Below are 25,030 nucleotides of genomic sequence, written 5' to 3'. Positions count from 1 at the left end.
TATAAACATTCCATAAATCATCTCAATTATAATTGATACACATTCGTAAAATCAGTCGAAAAAAACAAATTTTGTAACTATCATACTATCAAAATCTTAACAGTTATTAACATTATTAACAACTCTGTAACTATCTCATTACCAATAAAGAATAATCATAATATTTGTTAAAATTTTGAAGTGTTAATAGCAATTCGTAATTCGTTGATATTCAATTAACTTTAAGTTAACATTATTTGTTAATAAGTTAGAATAGAAAATAAGAAGTTTTTTTTGGTTGTGTCGAAAAAAAACCTAATCCAAAACGCAAATGAAATAACCTAATAAAGTTTGAGGAATTTTTGGAAAAGTTATCAATATCAAAAATGCCATTTTCAACAAATATCAACATATGAACTTATCTACAAAATGAATCTATTTCAGGTTGTCAACCGTTGTTAATTAAAATACAAAAACTCTTAGAAATTAATCCTTTAACAAAATATAAGTATGTTGATAACTCAAGATAACTAAGAGAAACTTCATTTCAATGCTTTTAAAAATAAATTTATAGCACATATTAACAAGCTATAATAACAACCAAATTTTTTTAAATTTTTAAAATTCTTTTTTGTTGTATTTAATATATGTTGACAACTTTGAAAATTGAAAAAGAAAAATATTTTTTGAAATTGAAAAAATAGAAGGATTCAAACGATTTTCAGAGGATTGTTCAGATTGTCCAGAATTTGCTGAACTTCTTCGAAATCGTTCGGATGAACTTTGAGTTTGATTCCACCCAGCGCAGTGCTGTACAAGGGAACGACAGACAGTGTCATTTCGTTTTCAAAAAAATAAGGAATACCTTCCTGTTCTAATAAGTGTTTCAGAACCACGGTTTCGTGTAAATAATTGAATACAGCAATGGTTTTAAAGCTTTCCATATCAGGTCTTTTTGTAAAGATACTCAAATGAATAGTACTAAAATTTGTTCTTAGTACTAATTTGAATAGACGAATTGCAACGGCTTCCAGAAAGTTATATTTTTAATAATTTATTTGTTAAAATATATAATCTGATATCTTATTTGTAATTTTAAACTTTTAAGAAAAGATATATGAGTAAGAAAATTAGAAAGCCGATAAAAAAAGAGAAAGATTTCTCCAGTAAAATAGTAAAAATTTTATCGCAAAGCCCTAATAAAGGATTCAACTACAAACAAATAGCAGCAAAACTTGAACTTGACGATACTAAAAGCAGAAATCAGATTATAAAGGATTTAAAAATCTTAGCCGCTTCAAAGAAAATTATTGAATCAGAACCGGGTAAATATTTAGTAAAAGCCGAAAGTCAGGATTATTACGAAGGAACAATTGATATGACCAGCCGAAAAACGGCCTATTTTATTTGTGATGAGTTTAGCGAAGATGTATTTATTCCAACTAATAATTTAAACAGGGCATTAGACAAAGACAAAGTTAAAGTTTATGTGTACAACCGAAGAAAAGGTAAAAGACCTGAAGGTGAGGTAATTAGTGTTATAGAAAGAAATAAAACAGAATTTGTTGGAGTAATAGATATTCAGGCCAACTTTGCTTTTGTATCCACTGCAAACCCTAAGATGTATACGGATATTTTTATTCCAAAAGATAAAATAGGAGAGGCAGAAAATGGTGATGTTGTTTTAGTTACCATTGAAGATTGGCCAAAAAGAGCCGATAGTCCGTTTGGATCTGTATTAAGAGTTTTAGGAAAACCCGGAGAACACAATACTGAGATTCATGCTATTTTGGCTGAATACGGTTTACCGGCAGATTTTCCGGTAGAAGTGGAGGTTTATGCTCAAAAAATTGATACCTCAATTCAGGAAGCTGAGATTGCAAAACGTCGTGATATGCGTGATACACTTACGTTTACGATAGATCCAAAAGATGCTAAAGATTTTGATGATGCCTTATCTTTCAAAAAGTTAGAGAACGGAAATTATGAAATTGGAATTCATATTGCCGACGTTTCCTATTATCTGGAAGAAGGAACAATCTTAGATGATGAAGCCTATCAACGTGCCACTTCGGTTTATTTGGTGGATAGAGTAGTACCAATGCTTCCGGAAGTATTGTCTAATTTTGCCTGTTCATTACGTCCAAATGAAGAGAAATATACTTTCTCAGCAATTTTTGAAGTTTCTCCAACTGCACAGGTTATTAACCAATGGTTTGGAAGAACTGTGATTTATTCTGATCAGCGATTTGCCTACGAAGAAGCACAGTATATAATTGAAACAAAAGACAATACCATTCCTGTTGATATCTCAATTACCGGAGAATCGTATACAGTTTCTGATGAAATTATGGAAGCCACTTTAAAATTAGATGAGTTAGCAAAGATTTTGAGAAAGAAAAGAATGGCCAATGGAGCCATCTCTTTTGATAAAGTCGAAGTAAAATTCAACCTGGATGAAGAAGGAGAACCGGAAGGAGTGTATTTCAAAATTTCAAAAGATGCCAATCATCTGATCGAAGAATTTATGCTTTTGGCCAACAGAAAAGTAGCAGAATACATTGGTAAACAAAAGAAAACATTCGTTTACAGAATCCATGATGAACCTAACGAAGACAAATTAATTGCGATGCAAACCGTAATTGCTAAGTTTGGTTACAAAATAGATTTTAGAAACAAGGGAGATATTTCGAAATCATTGAATGCTTTGATGGAAGAAGTAAATGGTAAAAAGGAGCAGAATTTAATTGATACTCTGGCGATCAGAAGTATGAGTAAAGCCAAATATTCGACAGAGAATATTGGTCATTATGGTTTAGCTTTTGATTATTACAGCCATTTTACATCACCAATTCGTCGTTATCCGGATGTTATGGTACACCGCTTGCTGCAGTATTATTTAGACAATGGAGCTTCTGTAGATGAAGAAGCCTACGAAACAAAATGTTTACATTGTTCTAATATGGAAAGTTTAGCTACTAATGCTGAGCGGGATAGTATCAAATACATGCAGGTGAAATACATGCAGGATCACCAGGATGAGGAATTCCTTGGTGTTATTTCCGGTGTTACAGAATGGGGAATCTATGTGGAGATTGTTTCCAACAAATGCGAAGGAATGGTAAGAATCAGAGAGATAAAAGATGATTATTATACTTTCGATGAAAAACAATATGCATTGGTTGGAGCCACTTCAAACAGCATTTTACAATTAGGAGACGAAATTTATGTAAAAGTTAAAAATGCCGATTTAGTTAAAAAACAGTTGGATTTTCATTTTTTAAGAAGAGCAGAATAGAAGTTTAATTTAAAAGAATAGAAGTATGAAAAAGTTAATTATAGTAGCTGCAATTTTATTGGTTCAGATGTCTTTTGGTCAGGTTACTAAGGAGTTAGGTGATTTTGATTCCGTTAAAGTATTTGATAAGTTAAGTGTAAAATTAGTTCAGTCTTCAGAAAATAAGATTGTAATTAAAGGAGCAAGAGAATCAGAAGTCGAAGTTGTTAACAAGAAAGGTTTATTAAAATTAAGAATGCCTTTTCCTAAGTTATTATCAGGAAATGATTTGGATATTACTGTATATTACAAACGTTTAGAGCTTATAGATGTTAATGAAGGAGCCAGCGTTAGTAGTAAAGATGTTATAAAAGCAACAGTATTTAAAGTAAGTGCACAAGAAGGCGGAACAATTAATGTTGAATTAAATGTTGATAAACTCAATGTTAGCTCCGTTTCCGGTGGTTCAATTACTTTAAGTGGTAAAGCCGATAATCTAGATGCAGGTCTTGGAGCCGGTGGTTATTTGCTGGCAAGTAAATTAAAGACCTCACAAACGAAAGTAAGCGTTTCTGCGGGAGGAAAAGCAGATGTGAATGCTTCAACCCTTGTGGATGCAAAAGTGAGCGCAGGAGGCTCTATTTACATTTATGGAAAACCGAAGCAAATCAATCAAAAAACGGTTTTTGGAGGTAAAATCGAAGAAGTAAAATAAGAAATTGTATTTGAATGATAAATGATATTTTGGCTGGACTGCCATGGGGACTTTTTTTAAGTTTTATGGTAGGTCCGGTATTTTTTATACTATTGGAAACCAGTATTACTAAAGGATTTAGAGCTGCATTAGTTTTTGATCTTGGTGTTGTATTAGGTGATATTTTCTTTATCGCAATTGCTTATTTGGGAAGTTACAGACTGATTCAGAGTTTAAAAGACAAACCGGCTCTTTTTATTTTTGGCGGAATTATTATGCTGGCGTACGGTATAATTTCTTTCGTAAGACTAAAGAAAGAAGCAAAAATAAACGACGAAGAAATCGATCGTGATATTATTAAAAGAAACTACGGTAGTTTATTTGTAAAAGGCTTTTTACTGAACGTTATTAACATTGGAGTACTTGGTTTCTGGTTAGCGGTTATTATTTCTGTAGGACCAAAATTAGAAATGCAAAATTCAAGAATGTTTACTTTTTTTACTTCGGTTATCATTACTTATTTAGTAGTTGATTGTCTTAAAATATTATTAGCCAAACAATTAAAATCTAAAATGACACCGACGAATATCTTGAAAATTAAAAAAGGTATTAGTATTGTCTTGATGGTTTTTGGTGTAGTTTTAATGATTCAGGGTTGGTTTCCTAAAGAAAAAGAAATGGTTAAAAACGCTTTCGAAAAGATTGAAAAGTAAGTTGTTAATAACTCCAAATTATAAAATTAAACCTCTGTATATCAGAGGTTTTTTTGTGTTTATAAGTCTCAGTTTATTCAACTAAACTCAATAGGTTTCTAATACCTGTCGGGTTTGTTATTGTTGACAACGTTATTTTGCGTAAAGTTTGTCATTTCGACATAAGGGAGAAATCACATTAGAAACTCCGCAAACTTAGTCGACAATCTTTGTCGATTATTTGGTGTGATTTACCTGTCGGGTTTGTTATTGTTGACAACGTTATTTTGCGTAAAGTTTGTCATTTCGACATAAGGGAGAAATCACATTAGTAACTCCGCAAACTTAGTCGACAATCTTTGTCGATTATTTGGTGTGATTTCTCGTTCCTCGAAATGACAAGATTGTGTATAATTTAATGCCTCAAAAAACTCTAAATTTCTTTAAAGGTTTTAAGATATCATTCGGATTCGAACATAAATCTTTATTTAATTTTTTCTAAAAATTACCATAAAAAAAAGAGACACATTTCTGTATCTCTTTTAGAGGTATCGTCCGGATTCGAACATAAATCTTTATCTAATTTTTTCTAAAAATTGACATAAAAAAAAGAGACACATTTCTGTATCTCTTTTAGAGGCATCGTTTGGATTCGAACATAAATCTTTATCTAATTTTTTCTAAAAATTGACATAAAAAAAAGAGACACATTTCTGTATCTCTTTTTGAGGTATCGTTTGGATTCGAACATAAATCTTTATTTAATTTTTTCTAAAAATTAAACATAAAAAAAACCTCTAAATTTCTTTAGAGGTTTTAGAGGCATCGTCCGGATTCGAACCGGAGTAGGAGCTTTTGCAGAGCCCAGCCTAGCCGCTCGGCCACGACGCCATTACTTGAACGGATGGCAAAAGTAACTAAAATCTTTAAATTTCAAAAGTTTCAAAGTAACTATTTTAAAAAAATAGCATTTTTAAAGAAAAATTTATTTTCTAGTTTCCGTCATTTTTATAGTAACTGTTTCAACATCACCACCAATGGGAGGATTTATCTTAGAAACCCAAACAGTAGTTTTTTCTATCATTTCAATCTCCGAAAGTACACGATTATTGATTCTTTTGGCTACATGCTCTAATAAATGAGAGCGAATTGCCATTTCTTCGGTTACAATTTTGTTCAAATGAACGTAATCAACAGTATCTAACAAATGATCTGTTTGTGCTGATTTTTGTAAATTAGTTTTGATTTTTAGATCGACTGTGTAATCAGATCCAATTTTTCCTTCTTCAATTAAACACCCATGGTAGGAAAAAGTACGGATGTTTTTTAATTTTATAACTCCCATTTTTAATTTTAGTTTCAGGTTTTATGTTCCAAGTTACACGTTTACTGAGAAGTTTCTAAAGAAAACCGTAAACTGTAAACCGAAAACTGTAAACTTTTTTATCTTTGCTAAAATTACTATAAAATAATGGCATCAGAAGAGAAATCACTCAATTTTATTGAACAAATCATAGAAGAAGATTTAAAATCAGGTCTTTCTAAAACCAAGCTTCATTTTCGTTTTCCACCAGAACCAAATGGGTATTTGCACATTGGGCATGCAAGTTCTATTGCATTAAATTTTGGTTTAGGACTTGATTATCAGTCACCTGTGAATTTACGTTTTGACGATACAAATCCCGAAAAAGAAGAGCAGGAATTTGTTGATGCTATAAAAAAAGATGTAGAATGGCTGGGCTATACCTGGTCAGAAGAACGTTATGCTTCAGATTATTTTCAACAATTATACGATTGGGCAGTTCTGTTAATTAAGAAAGATAAAGCTTATGTAGACAGTCAGTCTTCAGAAGAAATGGCGATTCAAAAAGGAACTCCGTCAACGACAGGAACTGATAGTCCGTACAGAAATCGTTCAGTAGAAGAGAATTTAGAGCTGTTCGAAAGAATGAAAAATGGTGAATTTGAGGCTGGTACTCATATTCTTCGTGCCAAAATAGACATGAAATCAACCAATATGTTGATGCGTGATCCTATCATGTACAGAATTTTGCATAAACATCATCATAGAACAGGGGATAACTGGAAAATCTACCCAATGTACGATTGGGCACATGGACAAAGTGATTATTTAGAGCAAATTTCACACTCCTTTTGTACACTGGAATTTTTACCTCACCGTGAATTATACGATTGGTTTTTAGACCAAATTTTTGAAGATAATAAACTACGTCCGAAGCAGAGAGAATTTGCCAGACGTAATCTTTCGCATACAGTTGTAAGCAAAAGAAAATTACAGCAACTAGTTAAGGAAAAGCATGTTAACGGTTGGGATGATCCCAGAATGTCAACCATTTCCGGACTAAGAAGAAGAGGTTATACTGCTGCATCTTTGCGTAATTTTGCTAATACAATTGGTATTGCAAAACGTGATAACCTGATCAGTGTATCGGTTTTAGAATTCTGTATCCGTGAAGATTTGAACAAAATTGCACCACGTGTAATGGCCGTTTTAGATCCGGTAAAATTGGTAATTACAAATTATCCTGAAGGAAAAGAGGAGTGGTTGGAAGCCGAAAATAATCAGGAAGATGAAAATGCAGGTTTCAGAAAAGTACCTTTTTCAAGAGAATTGTATATCGAAAGGGAAGACTTTTTAGAAGAAGCGCCTGCTAAATTTTTCCGTCTTACTTTAGGAAAAGAAGTACGTCTAAAAAATGCTTATATCATTAAAGGAGAAGCTGTTATAAAAGATTCAGAAGGTAATATTACAGAGATTCATGTAAGTTATGACACTGATTCTTTAAGTGGAAGCGGGACAGAAGCAAGTCAGAGAAAAGTATCCGGAACCTTACATTGGGTTTCCATTCAGCATGCAGTTGAAGCAGAAGTTCGCATGTACGATCGTTTGTTTACAGATGAAGCTCCGGACAGTTATAAAGAGAAAAACTTCTTAGATTTTGTAAACCCAAATTCGTTGGAAATAATTACTGGATTTGTGGAACCAAGTTTAGCTACAGCTCAAAATGAAGATAAATTTCAGTTTCAACGTCTGGGTTATTTTACAGTGGATAAAGATGCAACTCCTTCAAAATTAGTATTTAACAAAACGGTTGGACTAAAAGATGCCTGGGAAGAGAAGGGGAAAAAAGAAGAAAATAGTATCAACAATTCTTTGAAGGATATCAATAAATATTTCAAAGTGGAGACAAAAGCAGAACGTATTGCCATTGAAAGTGCAATAGGGGAGAGCATTAAAAATGTTTCTAGCTTTTCGTTGTTGCAAAATTCTTTAAAGAAGAATATTAACAATAATAAAGGATCATTGTTGTTTGCTCAGTTTATTCTAAAATATTCAAGTTTAAAATCTCCTGATTTTGAAGAAGACGATATTAAAAAATTATACACCATGTCTCTTAGAAGTGAATCTACTTATGTGAGATCTAAAGCACTTTTAAATTTAAGAGATTTAGAAAATGAAAGTTTAAGAAAGCAATTTGAAGAAGATATTTTGAAGTTACATTCAAATCCTCCAAAAAATGCTTCGGAGAGAGAAATTGAGATTCTTTCTGAAATGATTCAAAAATAATATCAAAATAATCTATTGAAAAGCGCTTTTTATAAGCGCTTTTTTTATTATTTATGTTTTCTATTAATTTTTTAAAATTCATAATTTTTTTAGATTAAAAACAACCTTCATAAGTTGATTTTAAGCTAAAAAAAAACTTCTTTCGATTCATTTATCATCTTTATAAAAACAGTTAAAAATTTAGCTTTATTTTAATTTTAGCTTTTATTTTAGTCCGATTTACTGCTTTTGAGCATTACATTCTGTAAAAAGTTAAGAATTCGACCGATTTTGCAAATTTTCCAAAGAATTTATTCAGTCGTATCACTTTTGAAGCAAAATGAAAAGTGAAAAGTATAATAATTAGTTTTATCTATTATTTTTATTAAAATTAAGTTTTTACTTATTATTTATACAATTTATTTATTTTTTTAATTTTATAGTTTTTATAGATTAAAAATGACTTTCATAAATTAAATTTAAGAGATAATAAAAAATCAGTGGAGTTATTTATCATCTTTTAAAAAATGATTCAAAATTTAAGCTAATATTAATTTTAGCTATTTTTTGGGTATATTTTTTAGATTGAGGACTCATTTTTGCTCGCAAAATTCGGAGTTACCTAATTTTTATAAATCGCAAGAATAATTTGGTTGAAAAGACAGATTTAAATGGGAATTTTGACCAGTTAGCTTGTTATTTATTTTAATTATTAATTTTTTATTTTATCATGTTTTTATCTATTATTTATAAAAACTATTTTATTATTAAAAATTATAGATGTTGTAGATTAAAAATGACTTTAATAGAGTAGTTTTATGGTGATTTTTTATTTCTTCCATCTCCTAATTCATTTATTGAATAATCGTTGATTTAAGGTCTTTATTTTAGTTTTTAATGTTATTTTTCTCAGTTTAACGGGTTATTAACACACAATTGTTTATAAAGTTTGTATTTTTATACAAATGTCAAATTGAAAATGGTTTTTCGATAATTTAAAACGAAAGTTGAGAATCGAAAAGGGAGTTGGGGTAAAGTTTAAAAATGATTCATTTTTACTTTAGTTTTAATTCTAGAAATGAATTCTTGCCAATCGTTTTATATTCTAATTTTCATTGTGATCTCATTTTGATAATACTTTAGTAGATAAGTATTTTTTCAAAGTAGTTTCATAATGTTAAAAATCATAGAATTATTCATACTGTATAGTTTCAAATTTTTATTTTCAATTTTTGGCTGCAAACAATTTAAATTTATTTAGTTATGAAAAATATTATTATTACACTGTCGTTTTTATTTGCAAATCTTGCAATTGGTCAGACGCACCAAATTACAAAACACAATGGAGAACAATTGGATGTTAATTTTATCAAACAGGAAAATGATTTAATTTATTATTCATTAGATAGGAGTAGAGAAGAACAGAAAATTAGCAAGTACGCAGTTTCACAATTGACCAATAAAGAAACAAAAGAAACTAAAAAAATTAGTGATAAAGTTCTGGTTGATTCTAAATCAGATTACAAATTGGTGACAGTTTTGTCTCAGGAGAAAACAGCCGGTTTGAAACAGGTGGCTAATTTTTCGGGAGTCTCCACTAAGACAAAAGGAGAGTCTCCACTTGCAAATCAGAAACAAACTGCGATGAGAATAAAAACAAAATCGGCTTCAAACGGATACCCATTTGTGAGCATTGTTGAAAAAGCAGATGGAAAGTATGAAGCAGTAGCTTATGCGTATTAAATTTTGTGTTAACTTTTATTAAATATCATCAAGTCAATATTTTATAGTTTAAAAAAAGAGTACCTTTATTGATCACTTAAATTAAATATTATGTCAAAGAATCTAAATACTGTAGCAGCAATCATAGGTGCTGCGGCCGCTGGTGCAGCGATTGGAATTTTATTTGCTCCCGATAAAGGATCTAAAACCCGTGCTAAACTTAAAGAAGGTTTAGATGATGCAGCTCATAATTTAAAAGATTCACTTTCAGCAAGTTCTGAAGTACTGCGTGAAAAGTTTACGCATGCAAAAGAAAATTTAGATGGAACTTATGGAGAGCTGCTTTCCAATATGAGTTATAAAACAGAAGAAGTAATTAGTTTTTTAGAAGCTAAACTGGCTGATTTAAAAGCACAAAACGCTAAACTTCAGAAATAATAATCCGGAAGCACAAAGCTTAGAATGATTTGTTGGATTGTTTCGGTTATTTTATTCTTAGAATAATCAAATGCCAATTTTGAATCATAAGTTTTGTGCTTCTTTTTTTAACCAAAACTACAACTATGGCTTTTGAAGAATTAAAAGAGAATACTGAAAATATTCAGGATCAGGCTAAAATTTATCTCGACAGTCATTTGGCCTACTATAAACTTTGGGGTTTTAAGGTCGCAATGAAATCGACCACTCTGATTTTTAAGTTTACTTTGATTTTATTGTGTGTTGGAATGGTATTACTTTTTGGATCTGTTGCAGCAGCATTCGCTTTTAGCAATTGGTTTGGAAGTTACACTTTAGGATTTCTAGCAGTAGGAGGGATCTATCTTTTGGCCACAATACTACTTTTCTTTGTAAAAGATAAGTTTGTAGAAGGACCAATTTTGGAGAAATTTTCAGAAATATTTTTTAATGATTAATTATGGAAACAAAAAAATATTCATCATACGCTGAAATCGAGAGAGATTTAGAAATTCTGAAATTGGAGAAAGATATTAATTACCAAAAATTAGTATTAAGTTTTCAAAAAACTAAGGAGTCTATAACACCACAAAATGTAATTAACGGAGTATTTTCTTCTTATAAAGAGTATTTCTTCAATTCGTATCCACAAATTTTACAATCCATTTTACCCTATATTATCAATTGGTTTATAAAAAGAAAAAGAGGCAAATAAGCCTCTTTTTCTTTTGTTAATTATTTTATTTCTGGTTGAATGTCATCTTCATAACCAGACTGTTGTGGTTCGATTGGTTTTATTTTCTCAATTTTTTTGTTCGTTTTTTTCATCATTTCACCAACCTGGTTAGAAGCTGTAAAAGAAGCAACCATATTGTTGAGCATATCACTTCCGGCTTGTGGAGAATTTGGTAACAAGATTAGGTTCGAATTGGCATCAGCACCAATTGCCTGTAAGGTATCATAATGTTGTGTAACTACAATTAGGGCAGAAGCTTCCTGAGAATTGATACCTACATTGTTTAAAACTTCAACACTTTCTACAAGACCTCTGGCAATTTCACGACGCTGATCTGCAATACCTTGACCTTGTAAACGTTTACTTTCGGCTTCGGCTTTTGCTTTTGCAACGATTCTGATTCTGGAACTTTCGGCTTCAAATTCAGCAGCAGTTTTTTCTCTGTCAGCAGCATTAATTCTGTTCATGGCATTTTTTACCTGAATGTCAGGATCAATATCAGTCACCAAAGTATTGATGATATCATAACCATAAGTAGTCATCGCTTCATTCAATTCTCTTTTTACGGCAATAGCAATGTCATCTTTTCTTTCAAAAACGTCATCCAGTTTTAGTTTAGGAACTTCGGCACGAACCACATCAAATACATAAGCAGTAATCTGATCGTGTGGATATTCTAACTTATAAAAAGCATCATATACTTTTTCCTGAATAACTTTAAATTGTACCGAAACTTTCATTTTTATGAAAACGTTGTCTCTGGTTTTGGTTTCAATAATAACATCTAACTGTTGTATTTTAAGATTAACACGTCCGGCCAATCGGTCAACCAAAGGAATTTTTAATTGCAATCCTGAATTTCTTACGCTTAAAAATTTTCCAAATCTTTCTATAATTACCGACGATTGTTGTTTCACGGTAAAGAAGGAGGACATTAGTATAAAAAATGCCAGGACTAAAATGATAATAAATGCTGTACTCATGGTGATAATGATTTAGTTTTTGATGTTGTAAATTACGAATATTCTTCCAATTTAAATTTTTAAAACATTAAAAAAACGCTAAGAACATTTGTTTGATGTTACTTAGCGTTTGTTTTTTTTACCATTAAGATATTAAGAGAGTTAAGTCAAACTTTTTCAAGAGAATTAAGTTAAGCTTTATGAACTTAGAAAGTTATCAATTTTTATTGGCAAAGAAACTTAATTAACTTAATATCTTAATGGTAGAATAATTATTTCAATATTGAAATGGCTTTTTGAATTCTCGAAATAGTTTCTTCTTTTCCAATGATTTCAACAATGTCAAATAGGTGAGGACCTTTTAGTGCTCCAACCAAACTAAGTCTGAAAGGCTGCATGACTTTCCCCATACCAATTTCATTTTTAGTCAGCCAGTCTTTTACAATGGTTTCAATATTGGCTGAAGTAAAATCTTCAATATTTTCTACAACCGAAATTAATTCTTGCATTAAAGCTGGTGTCTCTTCCTTCCAGTTTTTACTTGCTTTTTCATCATAAGACATAGGTGCCTGAAAAAAGAAATCCGTTAAATCCCAAAATTCTGAAACAAAATTAGCTCGTTCTTTAATCAGTGAAACAATTCTTGTAAGCTTTGCAATGTCTTCCTGAGCGGAGACGAAGGAAGAGAAGCCTTTTTCTTCTAAAATAGAAGAGAAACTTTTTGCTAAATCGGCATCATTTTGTTGGATAAGATGCTGGTGATTGAACCATTTGTTTTTCTCAGGATCGAATTTTGCTCCCGCTTTATGAACTCTGTTCAAATCAAAAGAGGCTACTAATTCTTCTAGAGAAAATATTTCCTTGTCCGTTCCGTCGTTCCATCCTAACAAAGCCAGGAAGTTTACAACTGCTTCCGGGAAAAATCCTTTTTCTCTGTAGCCGGATGAAATGCTTTCTTCCGTTTTCCATTCCAACGGAAACACAGGAAATCCTAATTTGTCACCGTCTCTTTTAGATAATTTTCCGTTTCCAACCGGTTTTAAAATCAAAGGTAAGTGCGCAAATTCAGGAGCATCCCAGCCAAAAGCTCTGTACAATAAAACGTGAAGAGGCATAGAAGGTAACCATTCTTCACCACGAATTACATGTGAAGTTTCCATTAAATGATCATCTACAATATTGGCTAAGTGATACGTTGGCATTCCGTCGCTTTTGAATAATACTTTATCATCCAATAAATTGGTTTCAAATTTTACATCACCACGAATAATATCTTTTAAATGTAAAGTTTCATCAACCGGAGTTTTAAAACGAATGACATAATGTTCGCCATTGGCAATTCTTGCAGCAGCTTCATCTGCAGAAATTACCAAAGAAGTATCCAACTTTTCACGGTTATGATGATTGTATATAAACGTTTTTCCTTCAGCTTCGTGTTGCTTTCTGTGTGCATCCAGTGCTTCCGGAGTATCAAATGCATAGTATGCCCAGCCAGATTGGATCAATTGATCGGCATATTTTTGGTATATTTCTTTACGATCACTCTGTCTGTACGGACCAAATTTTTCATTTTTTCCAACCGTTTCTTCAGGAGCAATTCCTAACCATTCCAGCGCTTCCATAATATAAGCTTCAGCACCTGGAACAAAACGAGTCTGATCTGTATCTTCAATTCTCAGATAAAAAACACCGTTATGTTTTTTTGCAAATAAATAATTAAATAGAGCAGTACGAACACCGCCAATATGTAATGGTCCAGTTGGACTTGGTGCAAAACGCACACGAACTTGCTTTGACATTTGTTTAAATTTTGATGCAAAGATACGGTTTATGATTTTAGATTTAAGAATGTCGATTTTAGATTTTTGCCTCCTGAAAGCTTAGCGCCTTAGTAACTTAGAATCTTAAAAGGTATTATTAAAATTACTACTTTTATAGGTTATAAATAAAAGAGATTCATTTTGAAAACAACATCTGCCATATATCAAAAATTAGAAGCGTTTATAAAAAAATATTATACGAATGAATTGATAAAAGGAGGACTTCTTTTTATGGGTTTTGGATTATTGTATTTTCTTTTGACACTTTTTATTGAGTATTTTCTATGGTTGAAACCATTTGGAAGAACCGTATTGTTTTGGTTATTTATTGGAGTAGAAGTTTTTCTTTTGTTTCGATTTATTTTATTCCCCGTTTTTAAGTTATTCAAACTTCAAAAAGGAATAGATTACAATCAGGCTTCGGCTATTATTGGAAACCATTTTACGGAGGTAAGTGATAAGCTGACTAACTTTTTGCAATTATCGGCTTCAGGCAATACAGCCGAAAGTTCGGAATTAATGCTGGCTTCAATAGAACAAAAAGCCAATTCTTTACAGCCGATTCCATTTGGAAATGCGATCAATTTTAACAATAATAAAAAGTATTTGCCATTAGCAATCGTTCCGGTTTTGCTTTTTGCCGTGTTTTATATTTCAGGAAACAGTACTATTATTTCACAAAGTTTAAATAGAGTAGTGCATTTTAATGCTACCTTTTTGCCTCCGGCACCTTTTAAATTTGTTGTTCTAAATCAGAATTTACAAACCGAACAAAACAAAGATTTTGTTATCAAGATGGAATCTGTTGGGAAGATCGTTCCTGAAAATGTTATGATTCATGTAGGGAATGAAAGTTATTTTATGGAATCTTCTCAACCGGGAAAGTTTGAATTCAAAGTTGAAAAGCCAGTTGAAAATGTTTCTTTCTCTTTTGAAGGTAATACAGTTTCATCAGAAGAATACGAATTGAAAGTGATCACAGTTCCATCAATTGCGAACTTTGAGATGGTACTTAATTTTCCATCTTACTTAAAAAAGAAAGCTGAAATTATTCAGGGAACAGGTAATGCAATCCTACCTGAAGGAACTTTGGTAACCTGGAAAATGAAAACACAATCTACTCAGGAGATCGTTTGGAAGGGCGAAAATTCATTTTTTAAGTTTAATAGAGACCAAAATGAGTTTAAATTGGCTAAAAACATAAGTCAAAATACAGAATATCAAATTCTTACCTCGAATAATAAGGTCAAAAACTACGAAAAACTGGATTATCAGCTCTCAGTGATCAAAGATCAGCACCCATCAATTCATGTAGCACCAGCTCCGGATAGTTTGAAGTTAGATAAAAATTATGTTCTGGGTAGGTTAGGCGATGATTATGGTTTGTCTAAATTACAGGTTGTTTATTATGAAAGAAACAAACCCAACACTGCCAAGCGTGGAACAATACCTGTGAAGTCAGGAGTATTTGATCAGTTTGTTTTTAACTTTCCAAGCAATCTGGCAGTGCAGGAGGGAGTATCTTATGAATACTATTTTGAAGTTTTTGATAACGATGCACCACATGGTTTTAAAAGTACAAAGTCTTCTGTGTTTTCTGATCGTGTTGCTACCACTGATGAAATTCATGATAAGGAATTGCAACAGCAGAATGAGAACATTAATAGTTTAGAGAAGTCTTTAAAGAATCAAACCAAACAGTTTTCTGAGATGGACAAGATTCAGAAAGCCGGTAAAGAGAAAGAGAATTTAGAGTTTAAAGATCAGCAAAAAGTAAATGATTTTATCAAGCGTCAGAAACAACAAGACGAGTTGATGAAACAATTTACAGAGAAGATGAATAAAAATCTGGACAAGTTTCAATCGGATAAGAAAGATAAAACAGCTGAAGATTTGCAAAAGAGATTAGACAATGCTGAAAAGGATCTGGAGAAAAACCAGAAGTTAATGGAGGAATTGAAGAATCTAAATGATAAATTGAATAGCGAAGATCTGTTTGATAAGATGGAAAAATTCAAACAGATTAGTAAAAACCAATCCCGTAATTTAGAACAATTGGTTGAATTGACCAAGCGTTTTTATGTATCCAAGAAAGCAGAGCAAGTTGCTGAAAAGTTAAACAAGCTTGCAGACAAACAAGAGCAGCTTTCAAATAAAGACAAAGAAAACACGCAGGACAAACAAGAAGATATCAATAAAGATTTTGATAAAATTCAGGAAGATTTGAAGAATCTGAAAGAAGAAAACAAAACATTAAAAGCTCCACTAGACATTCCGAATGATGCTTCGAAGGAGAAAGACGTGAAGAATGATTTGCAGAAAGCTTCAGAAGAATTGAGTAAAAAGAATTCTTCGTCAGCTAAACCAAAACAAAAGAGTGCTGCTAAAAAAATGAAAAGTATGGCAGAACAAATGGATGCCGGTATGGAAGGTGGCGAACAAGAACAAATGGAAGAAGATGTAGCAATGCTTCGTCAGATTCTGGATAATCTTTTAGCTTATTCTTTGTCGCAGGAAGATGTGATGAAACAATTTAGAACAATGAAATTGGGTTCGTCAGCGTACACGAAGAACATTAAAATTCAGCAAAATTTGAAACAACAGTTCAGATATGTGGATGACAGTTTGTTTGCTTTATCACTTCGTAATCCAAAAGTTGCGGAAGATGTAACCAAAGAAATTGGAAATGTACAGTACAATATTGATAAAGCTATTGAAAGTTTAAGTGATGTTCAGGTTCCAAAAGGAGTATCGCATCAGCAATATGCAGTTTCTTCTGCAAATAAGTTGGCAGATTTTTTGAGTGATTTATTAAATAATATGCAGATGTCTATGTCGAAACCGGGATCTGGAAAACCAAAACCGGGTGATGGACAAGGAATGCAATTACCGGATATTATCCAAAAACAAAAAGGTTTAGGAGATAAGATGAAAGAAGGTATGAAGTCTGGCAGTAAACCGGGAGATAAACCTGGGGATAAATCCGGTGAAAAAATGGGTGATAAACCGGGCGATGGAAAAAGTGGTGAAGGCAAAGAAAGTAATGGAAAGGATGGTAAAGGTAAAAATGGTGATGGTAAAACCGGTCAGGGAAATAAAATTGGAGGTCAAAGTAATGGGCAGATGAAGGATAATGATGGGGAAGGAGATGCTGAAGCAATCATGGAAATTTATAAAGAACAAGTAAAATTACGTGAAGCCTTGCAAAAAGAACTTGCTAAAAAAGGATTAGACTCTGAGGGTAAATCTGTAATCGATCAGATGAAAGCTTCCGAAAAGCAAATTTTGAATAAAGGTTTTAAGAATGAGAACTTGCAACGTATCCTTAATATTCAGCAAGAATTACTAAAGTTAAACAACGCAGTTCAGCAACAAGGACAAGATACGAAGCGTCAATCTGAAACCAATAAGACTGAATTTCCTAACAGAACAAACGCGTTGCCGAGTTCATTACTGGAATATTTAAACAGTGTGGAGATATTAAACAGACAATCACTACCTTTGCGCTCGAATTTTAATCAAAAAGTTCAAGAATATTTTAATACAAAATGATCAATTTTAATTACGAAACCGAATTTACTTTAGACAACGAACAAGCTTTTTCTGACTGGTTAAGTGCTGTTATCGTTTCTGAAAACAAAAACGAAGGAGAGATAAATTACATTTTCTGTGATGATGAGTATCTTCATAAGATTAATGTAGAGTATCTAAATCATGATACGTTAACAGATATAATCAGTTTTGATTATACAGTTGGTAACGAACTCAACGGAGATATTTTTGTTTCTGTTGAAAGAGTTGAAGACAATGCTAAAGATTTTAATGTTTCTTTTACTGAAGAATTGAAGAGAGTTTTAGCACACGGCATATTACATTACTGTGGATATAAAGATAAAAGTGATGCTGAAGCGGAGTTAATGCGATCTAAAGAAGATGAAAAGATTACGATGTTTCACGTGGAACAGTAGATAAATTACCTTTTTTTAATTCAGTTTTACGTGTTCCACGTGAAACATAATAGAGTAGAAGAGGGTGATTAAATTAAAGTGTTTCACGTGGAACATGAAAAAAAGTTTATTTCTGTGTTTAAAAGAACCGGATGTTCCACGTGGAACGATTGTTTTTTTGATAAAGAAAGGTTTTAGATTGTTTCACGTGAAACAATATTTTTTGAGAATTATAGGGATTTAGTATGGGGAAAGTTTTTAGAATTGAAGAGAGTTCCTAGTTCGAGTTTTGAAACAGAAAGCTTCTAACGTGAAACCTGAAACCTGAAACTTGAAACTTGAAACTTGAAAAAGAAGAACCACGTTCCACGTGGAACAAAAGAAAAGAAAATTAATTCTGAGAACCGCCTTAAACGGTTTGAAGAGAATAATAAAACAAAATGTTTTTAGAAGAATACGATGTTATTGTAGTTGGTGCTGGTCATGCAGGATCTGAGGCCGCGGCAGCGGCAGCAAATTTGGGATCCAAAACTTTATTGGTTACAATGAGTTTGCAGAACATCGCACAGATGTCTTGTAATCCTGCGATGGGAGGAATTGCAAAAGGACAGATCGTGCGAGAGATTGATGCGTTGGGTGGATACTCAGGAATTGTTTCTGACCGAACGGCTATTCAATTTAAGATGTTGAATAAATCGAAAGGACCGGCAATGTGGTCGCCAAGAGTTCAAAGTGATCGAATGCGTTTTGCTGAAGAATGGAGAATGATGTTGGAGGGAACTCCAAATTTGGATTTCTACCAAGAGATGGTCAAAGGTTTGATTATTGAGGATGGGAAGATAAAAGGAATCAAAACTTCGTTGGGAGTTGAGATTCGTTCTAAGTCTGTTGTTTTGACAAACGGAACTTTTTTGAATGGTTTAATTCATATTGGAGAAAAACAGTTTGGAGGAGGACGAGCAGGAGAAAGTGCCGCAACAGGAATTACTGAGGATTTAGTTCGTGCCGGTTTCGAAGCTGGAAGAATGAAAACGGGAACGCCACCACGAGTGGATGGACGTTCTTTGGATTATTCTAAAATGAACGAAGAGAAAGGTGATGCAAAGCCGGATAAGTTTTCTTATTCTGATTTGACTTCACCGTTAACACATCAGCGTTCTTGTTACATGACGTATACGTCATTGGATGTTCACGATATTTTGAGAGATGGTTTTGATCGTTCGCCAATGTTTAACGGAAGGATCAAAAGTCTTGGTCCAAGATACTGTCCTTCGATAGAAGATAAAATTAATCGTTTCGCCGATAAAGAGCGTCATCAATTATTTGTGGAACCGGAAGGGTGGAATACTTGCGAAGTGTATGTGAATGGATTTTCAACTTCACTTCCGGAAGATATTCAGTTTAAAGCATTGCGTTCTGTAGCCGGTTTTGAGAATGTGAAATTCTTTCGTCCGGGTTATGCGATCGAGTATGACTATTTCCCACCGACACAATTGAAACATACGTTGGAAACAAAATTAGTGGAAGGATTGTATTTCGCCGGACAGATCAATGGAACTACCGGATATGAAGAAGCCGCTTCTCAAGGTTTGATGGCGGGAATAAATGCACATTTGAAAGTACATGAAAAAGCGCCGTTGATTTTGAAACGTGATGAAGCTTATATCGGAGTATTGATTGATGATTTGATTACGAAAGGAACAGAAGAACCTTATCGTATGTTTACTTCAAGAGCAGAGTATAGAACTTTGTTGCGTCAGGATAATGCCGATTTTAGATTGACGCCAATGTCGCACGAAATTGGTCTTGCTTCTGAAAAGCGTTTACGCCGAATGGAAAAGAAATTAAGCGAGTCTGAAAAGATGGTGGCCTTTTTTAGAGAGACCAGTGTTTCTGTTGCAGAAACAAATCCTATTTTAGAAGCTAAAGAAACCGCTCCAATTTCACAGGGAGATAAAATGTTTAAAGTTTTCTCTCGTCCGCAAATTGATTTAGTCGATATGCTTAAGTTTGAAAAAGTGAAAGCGTATGTGGAAGAAAATAATCTGGATCAGGAAATTTTGGAGCAGGCAGAAATTCAGGTGAAGTATTCCGGTTATATCGAAAAGGAAAGAAATAATGCGGATAAACTAACTCGTTTGGAAGAAGTGAAAATACCGGAGAATTTCGATTACGATAAAATTAAATCAATGTCGATTGAAGCCAAACAAAAGTTAAGCAAGATTCGTCCTGTAACTATTTCTCAGGCTTCAAGAATAAGCGGAGTTTCTCCAAGTGATATTTCTGTTTTGTTAATTTACATGGGAAGATAAAAAAAAGAGACGTGCCAATAGGTGCGTCTTTATTTGTTTTGATTTTCTTTGTTTCAAGTTTTGAGTTTCAAGTTTCAAGTTTTGAGTTTCAAGTTTCAAGTTTGAGGTTTCAAGTTTGAGGTTTCAAGTTTTGAGTTTTGAGTTTCATGTTTCATGTTTCAGGTTTCAGGTTTCAGGTTTTGAGTTTGGGATTTGAATTTTATTACGTTGGATTGTTTTAAGAAAAAGTGACCTGAAATAAATAAATGTTCCACGTGAAACTACTTTGATAAGTCTTGCTAAACTTGAAGAAAATCGTAAAACTATTTTAAAAAAATCTGTGAGATGCGTAGTAAAGCATTTCAAATTAATTAATACTTGTTGCATTAGTATTTTTGATGTAACATTTGCGTTGCCAAATTCTATTAAAAACCTATAATTAAAAATGAACGTTTTAAACAAAAAACATTTTCTTTCTGTAAAAGACCATTCTGTATCTAAAGAAATTTTTGATCTGTATTACGATGAAACTTTAGATATGTTAATTACTTCTCCACAACCCGATTTAGAAAATCTCGGAAGATATTACGAAAGCGAAGATTATATTTCTCATACCGACAATAAAAGATCTTTGTTTGAAAAAGCCTATCACTTTGTAAAAAGTATTGCTTTAAAAAATAAACTGAATTTGATTAATGGTGAACAATCTCAAAAAGGCAGAATTTTAGATATTGGTGCCGGAACCGGAGATTTTTTATTGACAGCAAAAAATGATGGTTGGGAAACAGTTGGAGTGGAACCAAGCGAGAGAGCAAAAAATATTGCGATAGAAAAAGGAATTTCTTTTGTAAACGGAATTGATGCTCTTGAAAATAATTCTTTTGATGTCATTACCATGTGGCACGTTTTAGAACATGTACCAAATTTGGAATTGCAAATTCGGGAATTGAAAAGATTATTAAAACCAACTGGAACTTTAATTGTGGCGGTTCCAAATTTCAAATCGTTTGATGCAAAATATTACAATGAATTTTGGGCAGCTTATGACGTGCCAATTCACTTTTGGCATTTCTCGAAAAAAGCTATTCAGTCTCTTTTTGGAAAAGTAGATATGAAATTAGAAAAAGTGCTTCCGATGAAATTCGATTCATTTTACGTTAGTCTTTTATCGGAAAAATACAAAACGGGAAAAATGAATTTCGTTAAGGCCTTTTTTATTGGTTTGCGATCAAATTTAAAAGCATCGGGAACAAAAGAGTATTCATCACACATTTATGTCTTAAAAAACAGCTAAAACGTAAAATAAGCGCATTTAAGGCGTTTTCTAAGGGAATATGAGGGTTTGTGTCGTCTTTTTTAAGAAATCGCCTTAAATAAAAGCTATGAAAGCCACTTTTAATAGTGAGATTTTATGGTAAAATGCCAGTCCATAAATAAAAATAATGCAGTAAAAATGGAGCATTTTTTTAGAAATTTTGGTATTTCTTTTTAGAAATTCGAGTTTTTAGAAAAGTGCTTCTTTTTTTTGCTAAGTTTTGTTTCGTGAATGTAAAAAATAATAAATATTTTTTTGACTGGATTAATTTTATGGGTTTGCGATCAGATGAAGCGCAACGGTAAAAAAAGAACAATTCTTAACGGATTTACGCTTTCAATCACCCTAAAACTTGAAATAAGCTTGTTTAAGGGGTTTTCTGATGATAGGTGAGTATTTGTGTTGTTGTTTCTGAGAAAACGTCTTAAAAAAAGGCTGTGAAAGTCATTTTTAATAATGATATTTTATGGTAAAAATCTACTCAATAAATAAAACTAATATCATAAAATTATAGCATTTTTTAAACTTTATGTTGATGCTATTTATTTTTTTATATTTTTGTCTTCATTCAATACAATAAAAAAAATAGAGATTTAAAAAAATGAAAAAAGCATTAGTAATTATCGCACTTTCAATTTTCGCTGTTTCATGTAGTGACAAAACTGCGGAAGTTAAGGAAGTAAAAACAGCTTACGTAGATACTTCAGTTTTAATGAAAGAATACACTGAAGCAAAAGACCTTGAAGCTAAATACAAAGCTCAGGCAGAAGAAAAAGGAAGACAACTACAAGCTGAGATTACACGTTTTAAACAAGACGCTGCTAATTTTCAAAGTCAGGCACAAGCAAACGGTCAGGCGTGGGCACAACAAAGAGGTGCTGAATTGCAAAAAAGAGAACAACAATTGGGTTATGCACAACAAGCTTTGTCTCAACAATTACAACAGGAAAGCGGTGTTGAAATGGATTCTTTGGTAAGTGGAGTGAAGAAATTCATCAAAGATTACGGTAAGAAAAACGGTTATTCTTATATCTATGGTACTGGAGATGCTGCTTCAATTTTGTATGCTGAAGAGAAATTCGATATCACAAAAGATATCGTTAAAGCTTTGAATGACAAATATAAAGCGACTCCAAAAACAGAAGAAAAACCAGCTGTAAAAGAGGAAGCTAAAAAATAATACCAAACTAACTAACTAAATTTAAAAACCTAAATCTGTCAAGATTTAGGTTTTTTCTTTTATAAAAATACGATACTTTTAGCTCTCAATTTACGCCTAATGCAAAACGTTTCAGAAGCAGCAGCTTATACTTTACAATTCATCAATCAAACGCAAAAATCTATTTTCCTGACCGGTAAAGCGGGGACCGGGAAGACTACACTTTTGCGTGAAATTATTGCCACTACGCATAAAAATACTGTGGTTGTGGCTCCAACCGGAATTGCGGCGCTGAATGCCGGAGGTGTTACGATTCACTCGATGTTTCAGTTACCATTTTCAGCCTTTATTCCATCATACGAAGAGGCTTCTCAGTTTACTGAAACAGTGAAGTTTGAGAATAAGGAAACTTTACGTCGACACTTTAAAATGAATAATGTGAAGCGTAACGTAATCAGGAATATGGAGCTTTTGATTATCGATGAAGTCAGTATGTTACGCGCTGATCTGTTGGATGCCATTGATTTTATGATGCAGACCGTACGCAAAAGTACCCGTGCTTTTGGTGGTGTTCAGGTACTTTTTATTGGCGATTTGTTACAGCTTCCGCCGGTTATCAGAGATGAAGAATGGCGAACTTTGCGCAATTATTACAAAGGAAAATTCTTTTTTCATTCGCATGTAATTCAGCAATATCCGCCGTTATATATTGAATTATCAAAGATTTATCGTCAGTCAGATGATACTTTTATTTCGGTTTTGAATAATCTTCGAAACAATCAGATTACACCTCAGGATATTCAGGTTTTAAATGAATATGTGAAACCTGATTTTGACTTAAAGAATAATCCCGGATATATTACACTTACCACGCATAATGCCAAAGCCGATTCGATTAATGAGCAGGCAATTGGCGATTTAGCCGGAAATGAATTCGCTTATCAGCCGTTTATTGTGGGGGATTTTCCGGAGAAAATTTTTCCGGTTGAGGAAAATCTAAAGCTTAAAGTGGGTGCTCAGGTTATGTTTGTCAAAAATGATTTGTCTTTTGAAAAACGTTATTTCAACGGAAAAATGGGCGTTGTAAAGTCACTTTCGGCCGAAGAAATATTCATACATTTTCCTGAGGAGGATAAAACCATTGAAGTTGAAAAGTACGAATGGAAAAATATCCGATACAAAGTAAACGATCTCACCAAAGAAGTTGAAGAAGAAGTTTTGGGCACATTTGCACATTATCCACTTAAGCTGGCATGGGCAATTACGGTGCATAAAAGCCAGGGGTTAACTTTTGAGAAAGCTGCGCTCGATGTATCGCAAGTTTTCTTACCCGGACAAGCCTATGTAGCATTATCGCGTTTAACGTCCTTAAACGGGCTTATTTTGTTGTCTCCGCTGCAAATGAATGGTATTTCGAACGATCAGGATGTGATGGATTATGCTTTGAACAAAGCAAGCGAAGAAGTTTTGAAAAACTCCTTGCATTTTGAAACTAAAAATTTTATTCATAACTATTTGATTAGTAGTTTTAATTGGGCTGATTTGGCTCAGGAATGGCGCAATCACCGTTTTAGTTATAACGAAAATGCAGTTGCTTCTGAAAAATCAAAGCATGCTGCTTGGGCACATAAGCGTTTAGAAATAATAGATTCGTTAGCAGATCCTGCACAAAAATTCGTTAATCAGCTTAATAAAATTTTCAATAAAGAAACTGTCGATCTCTTTTTTGTACAGGAAAGGGTAGTGGCAGCTTATGATTATTTTTTTAAACCAATGGACAAACTGGTTACGGATCTTTTGAATAAAATGGCCGAAATTCAGAAATTTAAAAAAGTAAAAGAGTTCTACGAAGAGCTCGCTTTTTTGGATGATTTGCAAACAAAAGCTGTTTTGCGCTTAATGAAGGCCAAATTACTCATCGAAATTGTCGTGACAGGTGAAACCATCTGTAAAGAGAAATTGTCGTCTACAGCGATTAAAAACTACAAATTTGACAAGGTTGCAAAGATCCGCGAGGAATTTAATATGTCGAACACTGATATTTTTAAATCTGAAGAACCTACAGTGCGTTATACAGCACGCAAATTAGATAAAAGCACACCAAAGGCCGAGAAGAAAACAACCATCGAAGAAACCCATGATTTATGGCTGGAGAAAAATTCGGTTCAGGATATTGCCCGAATTCGTAAACTTACTGTGCAAACAGTTGAAATGCATTTGGTTAAACTAATTCAGGCTAAAAAAGTGGAGATATCCGATGTTTTACCGTATGATAAAATTCTGGCCTTGCGTGAAGCTTTCGAGTTTTATAGCGAAGAATCCTTAAGTCCGCTAAAGGAGAAATATGGTGATGAATTTACGTGGGATGAGTTGAAGATGTTTAAAGCAAGCATTAACTGATTTTTAGATTTT

At 32.8% G+C, this 25,030-nt stretch carries 18 protein-coding genes and 1 tRNA gene; 14 read left to right on the top strand and 5 right to left on the bottom strand.

Features of this window, described 5'->3' with window-relative positions; all coding sequences use genetic code 11:
* Window positions 1–689: 689 nt before the first annotated feature.
* Window positions 690–923, bottom strand: coding sequence for a putative signal transducing protein (locus tag LNQ34_RS08335; protein ID WP_017498760.1), 234 nt, complete (start codon window positions 921–923; stop codon window positions 690–692).
* Between the two features lie 173 nt (window positions 924–1,096).
* Between LNQ34_RS08335 and rnr the strand changes: the two genes are divergently transcribed.
* The 3 genes from rnr to LNQ34_RS08320 are packed head-to-tail and all read left to right on the top strand — an operon-like array spanning window position 1,097 to window position 4,663.
* Window positions 1,097–3,277 carry a ribonuclease R gene (gene rnr, locus LNQ34_RS08330; protein WP_229999220.1) on the top strand — a complete coding sequence of 727 codons (2,181 nt, stop codon included), beginning with the start codon at window positions 1,097–1,099 and terminating at the stop codon, window positions 3,275–3,277.
* A 25-nt stretch (window positions 3,278–3,302) separates the two neighbouring features.
* Window positions 3,303–3,971, top strand: coding sequence for a head GIN domain-containing protein (locus tag LNQ34_RS08325; RefSeq protein ID WP_202704283.1), 669 nt, complete (start codon window positions 3,303–3,305; stop codon window positions 3,969–3,971).
* 14 nt (window positions 3,972–3,985) lie between these two features.
* Window positions 3,986–4,663, top strand: a complete 678-nt coding sequence (locus LNQ34_RS08320; protein WP_070906235.1) for a LysE family translocator — start codon at window positions 3,986–3,988, stop codon at window positions 4,661–4,663.
* Between the two features lie 799 nt (window positions 4,664–5,462).
* On the opposite strand, the gene LNQ34_RS08315 is transcribed toward LNQ34_RS08320, so the two are convergent.
* Together LNQ34_RS08315 and folB are read right to left on the bottom strand one after the other, a co-directional pair.
* Window positions 5,463–5,533 (bottom strand) — tRNA-Cys (locus tag LNQ34_RS08315).
* Window positions 5,534–5,627: 94 nt separating this feature from the next.
* Window positions 5,628–5,987: a dihydroneopterin aldolase gene (gene folB / locus LNQ34_RS08310; protein ID WP_202704282.1), complete on the bottom strand. Its 360-nt coding sequence runs from the start codon at window positions 5,985–5,987 to the stop codon at window positions 5,628–5,630.
* 126 nt (window positions 5,988–6,113) lie between these two features.
* On the opposite strand from folB, the gene LNQ34_RS08305 reads away from it, so the two are divergent.
* The 5 genes from LNQ34_RS08305 to LNQ34_RS08285 all read left to right on the top strand — a co-directional run bounded on the left by LNQ34_RS08305 (window position 6,114) and on the right by LNQ34_RS08285 (window position 11,103).
* Window positions 6,114–8,231 (top strand): glutamine--tRNA ligase/YqeY domain fusion protein, encoded by a 2,118-nt coding sequence (locus LNQ34_RS08305; RefSeq protein ID WP_202704281.1) that lies wholly within the window; start codon window positions 6,114–6,116, stop codon window positions 8,229–8,231.
* Between the two features lie 1,242 nt (window positions 8,232–9,473).
* Window positions 9,474–9,953, top strand: a complete 480-nt coding sequence (locus tag LNQ34_RS08300) for a hypothetical protein (RefSeq protein ID WP_229999214.1) — start codon at window positions 9,474–9,476, stop codon at window positions 9,951–9,953.
* 90 nt (window positions 9,954–10,043) lie between these two features.
* A complete protein-coding gene (locus LNQ34_RS08295) occupies window positions 10,044–10,370 on the top strand; it encodes a YtxH domain-containing protein (protein ID WP_017495752.1) in 327 nt (108 codons plus the stop codon).
* Window positions 10,371–10,495: 125 nt separating this feature from the next.
* Window positions 10,496–10,846: a competence protein gene (locus LNQ34_RS08290; protein ID WP_202700714.1), complete on the top strand. Its 351-nt coding sequence runs from the start codon at window positions 10,496–10,498 to the stop codon at window positions 10,844–10,846.
* 2 nt (window positions 10,847–10,848) lie between these two features.
* Entirely contained in the window at window positions 10,849–11,103 is a 255-nt protein-coding gene (locus LNQ34_RS08285) for a DUF6327 family protein (RefSeq protein ID WP_202700715.1), read from the top strand.
* Between the two features lie 20 nt (window positions 11,104–11,123).
* On the opposite strand, the gene LNQ34_RS08280 is transcribed toward LNQ34_RS08285, so the two are convergent.
* Window positions 11,124–12,107 (bottom strand): SPFH domain-containing protein, encoded by a 984-nt coding sequence (locus LNQ34_RS08280; RefSeq protein ID WP_202700716.1) that lies wholly within the window; start codon window positions 12,105–12,107, stop codon window positions 11,124–11,126.
* 251 nt (window positions 12,108–12,358) lie between these two features.
* Window positions 12,359–13,885 carry a glutamate--tRNA ligase gene (gltX, locus tag LNQ34_RS08275; RefSeq protein ID WP_229999213.1) on the bottom strand — a complete coding sequence of 509 codons (1,527 nt, stop codon included), beginning with the start codon at window positions 13,883–13,885 and terminating at the stop codon, window positions 12,359–12,361.
* 162 nt (window positions 13,886–14,047) lie between these two features.
* Between gltX and LNQ34_RS08270 the strand changes: the two genes are divergently transcribed.
* The 6 genes from LNQ34_RS08270 (at window position 14,048) to LNQ34_RS08245 (ending at window position 25,018) form a co-directional block, all read left to right on the top strand.
* Window positions 14,048–17,458, top strand: a complete 3,411-nt coding sequence (locus LNQ34_RS08270; RefSeq protein WP_229999212.1) for a hypothetical protein — start codon at window positions 14,048–14,050, stop codon at window positions 17,456–17,458.
* Window positions 17,455–17,874 (top strand): rRNA maturation RNase YbeY, encoded by a 420-nt coding sequence (ybeY, locus tag LNQ34_RS08265; protein WP_229999211.1) that lies wholly within the window; start codon window positions 17,455–17,457, stop codon window positions 17,872–17,874. Before LNQ34_RS08270 ends, ybeY begins: the two co-directional genes overlap by 4 nt.
* A 419-nt stretch (window positions 17,875–18,293) precedes the next feature.
* Window positions 18,294–20,165 carry a tRNA uridine-5-carboxymethylaminomethyl(34) synthesis enzyme MnmG gene (mnmG, locus tag LNQ34_RS08260; protein ID WP_229999205.1) on the top strand — a complete coding sequence of 624 codons (1,872 nt, stop codon included), beginning with the start codon at window positions 18,294–18,296 and terminating at the stop codon, window positions 20,163–20,165.
* Window positions 20,166–20,589: 424 nt separating this feature from the next.
* A complete protein-coding gene (locus LNQ34_RS08255) occupies window positions 20,590–21,438 on the top strand; it encodes a class I SAM-dependent methyltransferase (protein ID WP_229999204.1) in 849 nt (282 codons plus the stop codon).
* Between the two features lie 622 nt (window positions 21,439–22,060).
* Entirely contained in the window at window positions 22,061–22,639 is a 579-nt protein-coding gene (locus LNQ34_RS08250; RefSeq protein WP_202700722.1) for an OmpH/Skp family outer membrane protein, read from the top strand.
* A 99-nt stretch (window positions 22,640–22,738) separates the two neighbouring features.
* Entirely contained in the window at window positions 22,739–25,018 is a 2,280-nt protein-coding gene (locus tag LNQ34_RS08245) for a helix-turn-helix domain-containing protein (RefSeq protein WP_202700723.1), read from the top strand.
* Window positions 25,019–25,030 lie beyond the last annotated feature (12 nt).

Source organism: Flavobacterium lipolyticum, assembly GCF_020905335.1.
In the GTDB taxonomy this organism is placed as follows: domain Bacteria; phylum Bacteroidota; class Bacteroidia; order Flavobacteriales; family Flavobacteriaceae; genus Flavobacterium; species Flavobacterium lipolyticum.
This window is presented reverse-complemented; position numbering and strand designations above follow the sequence as displayed.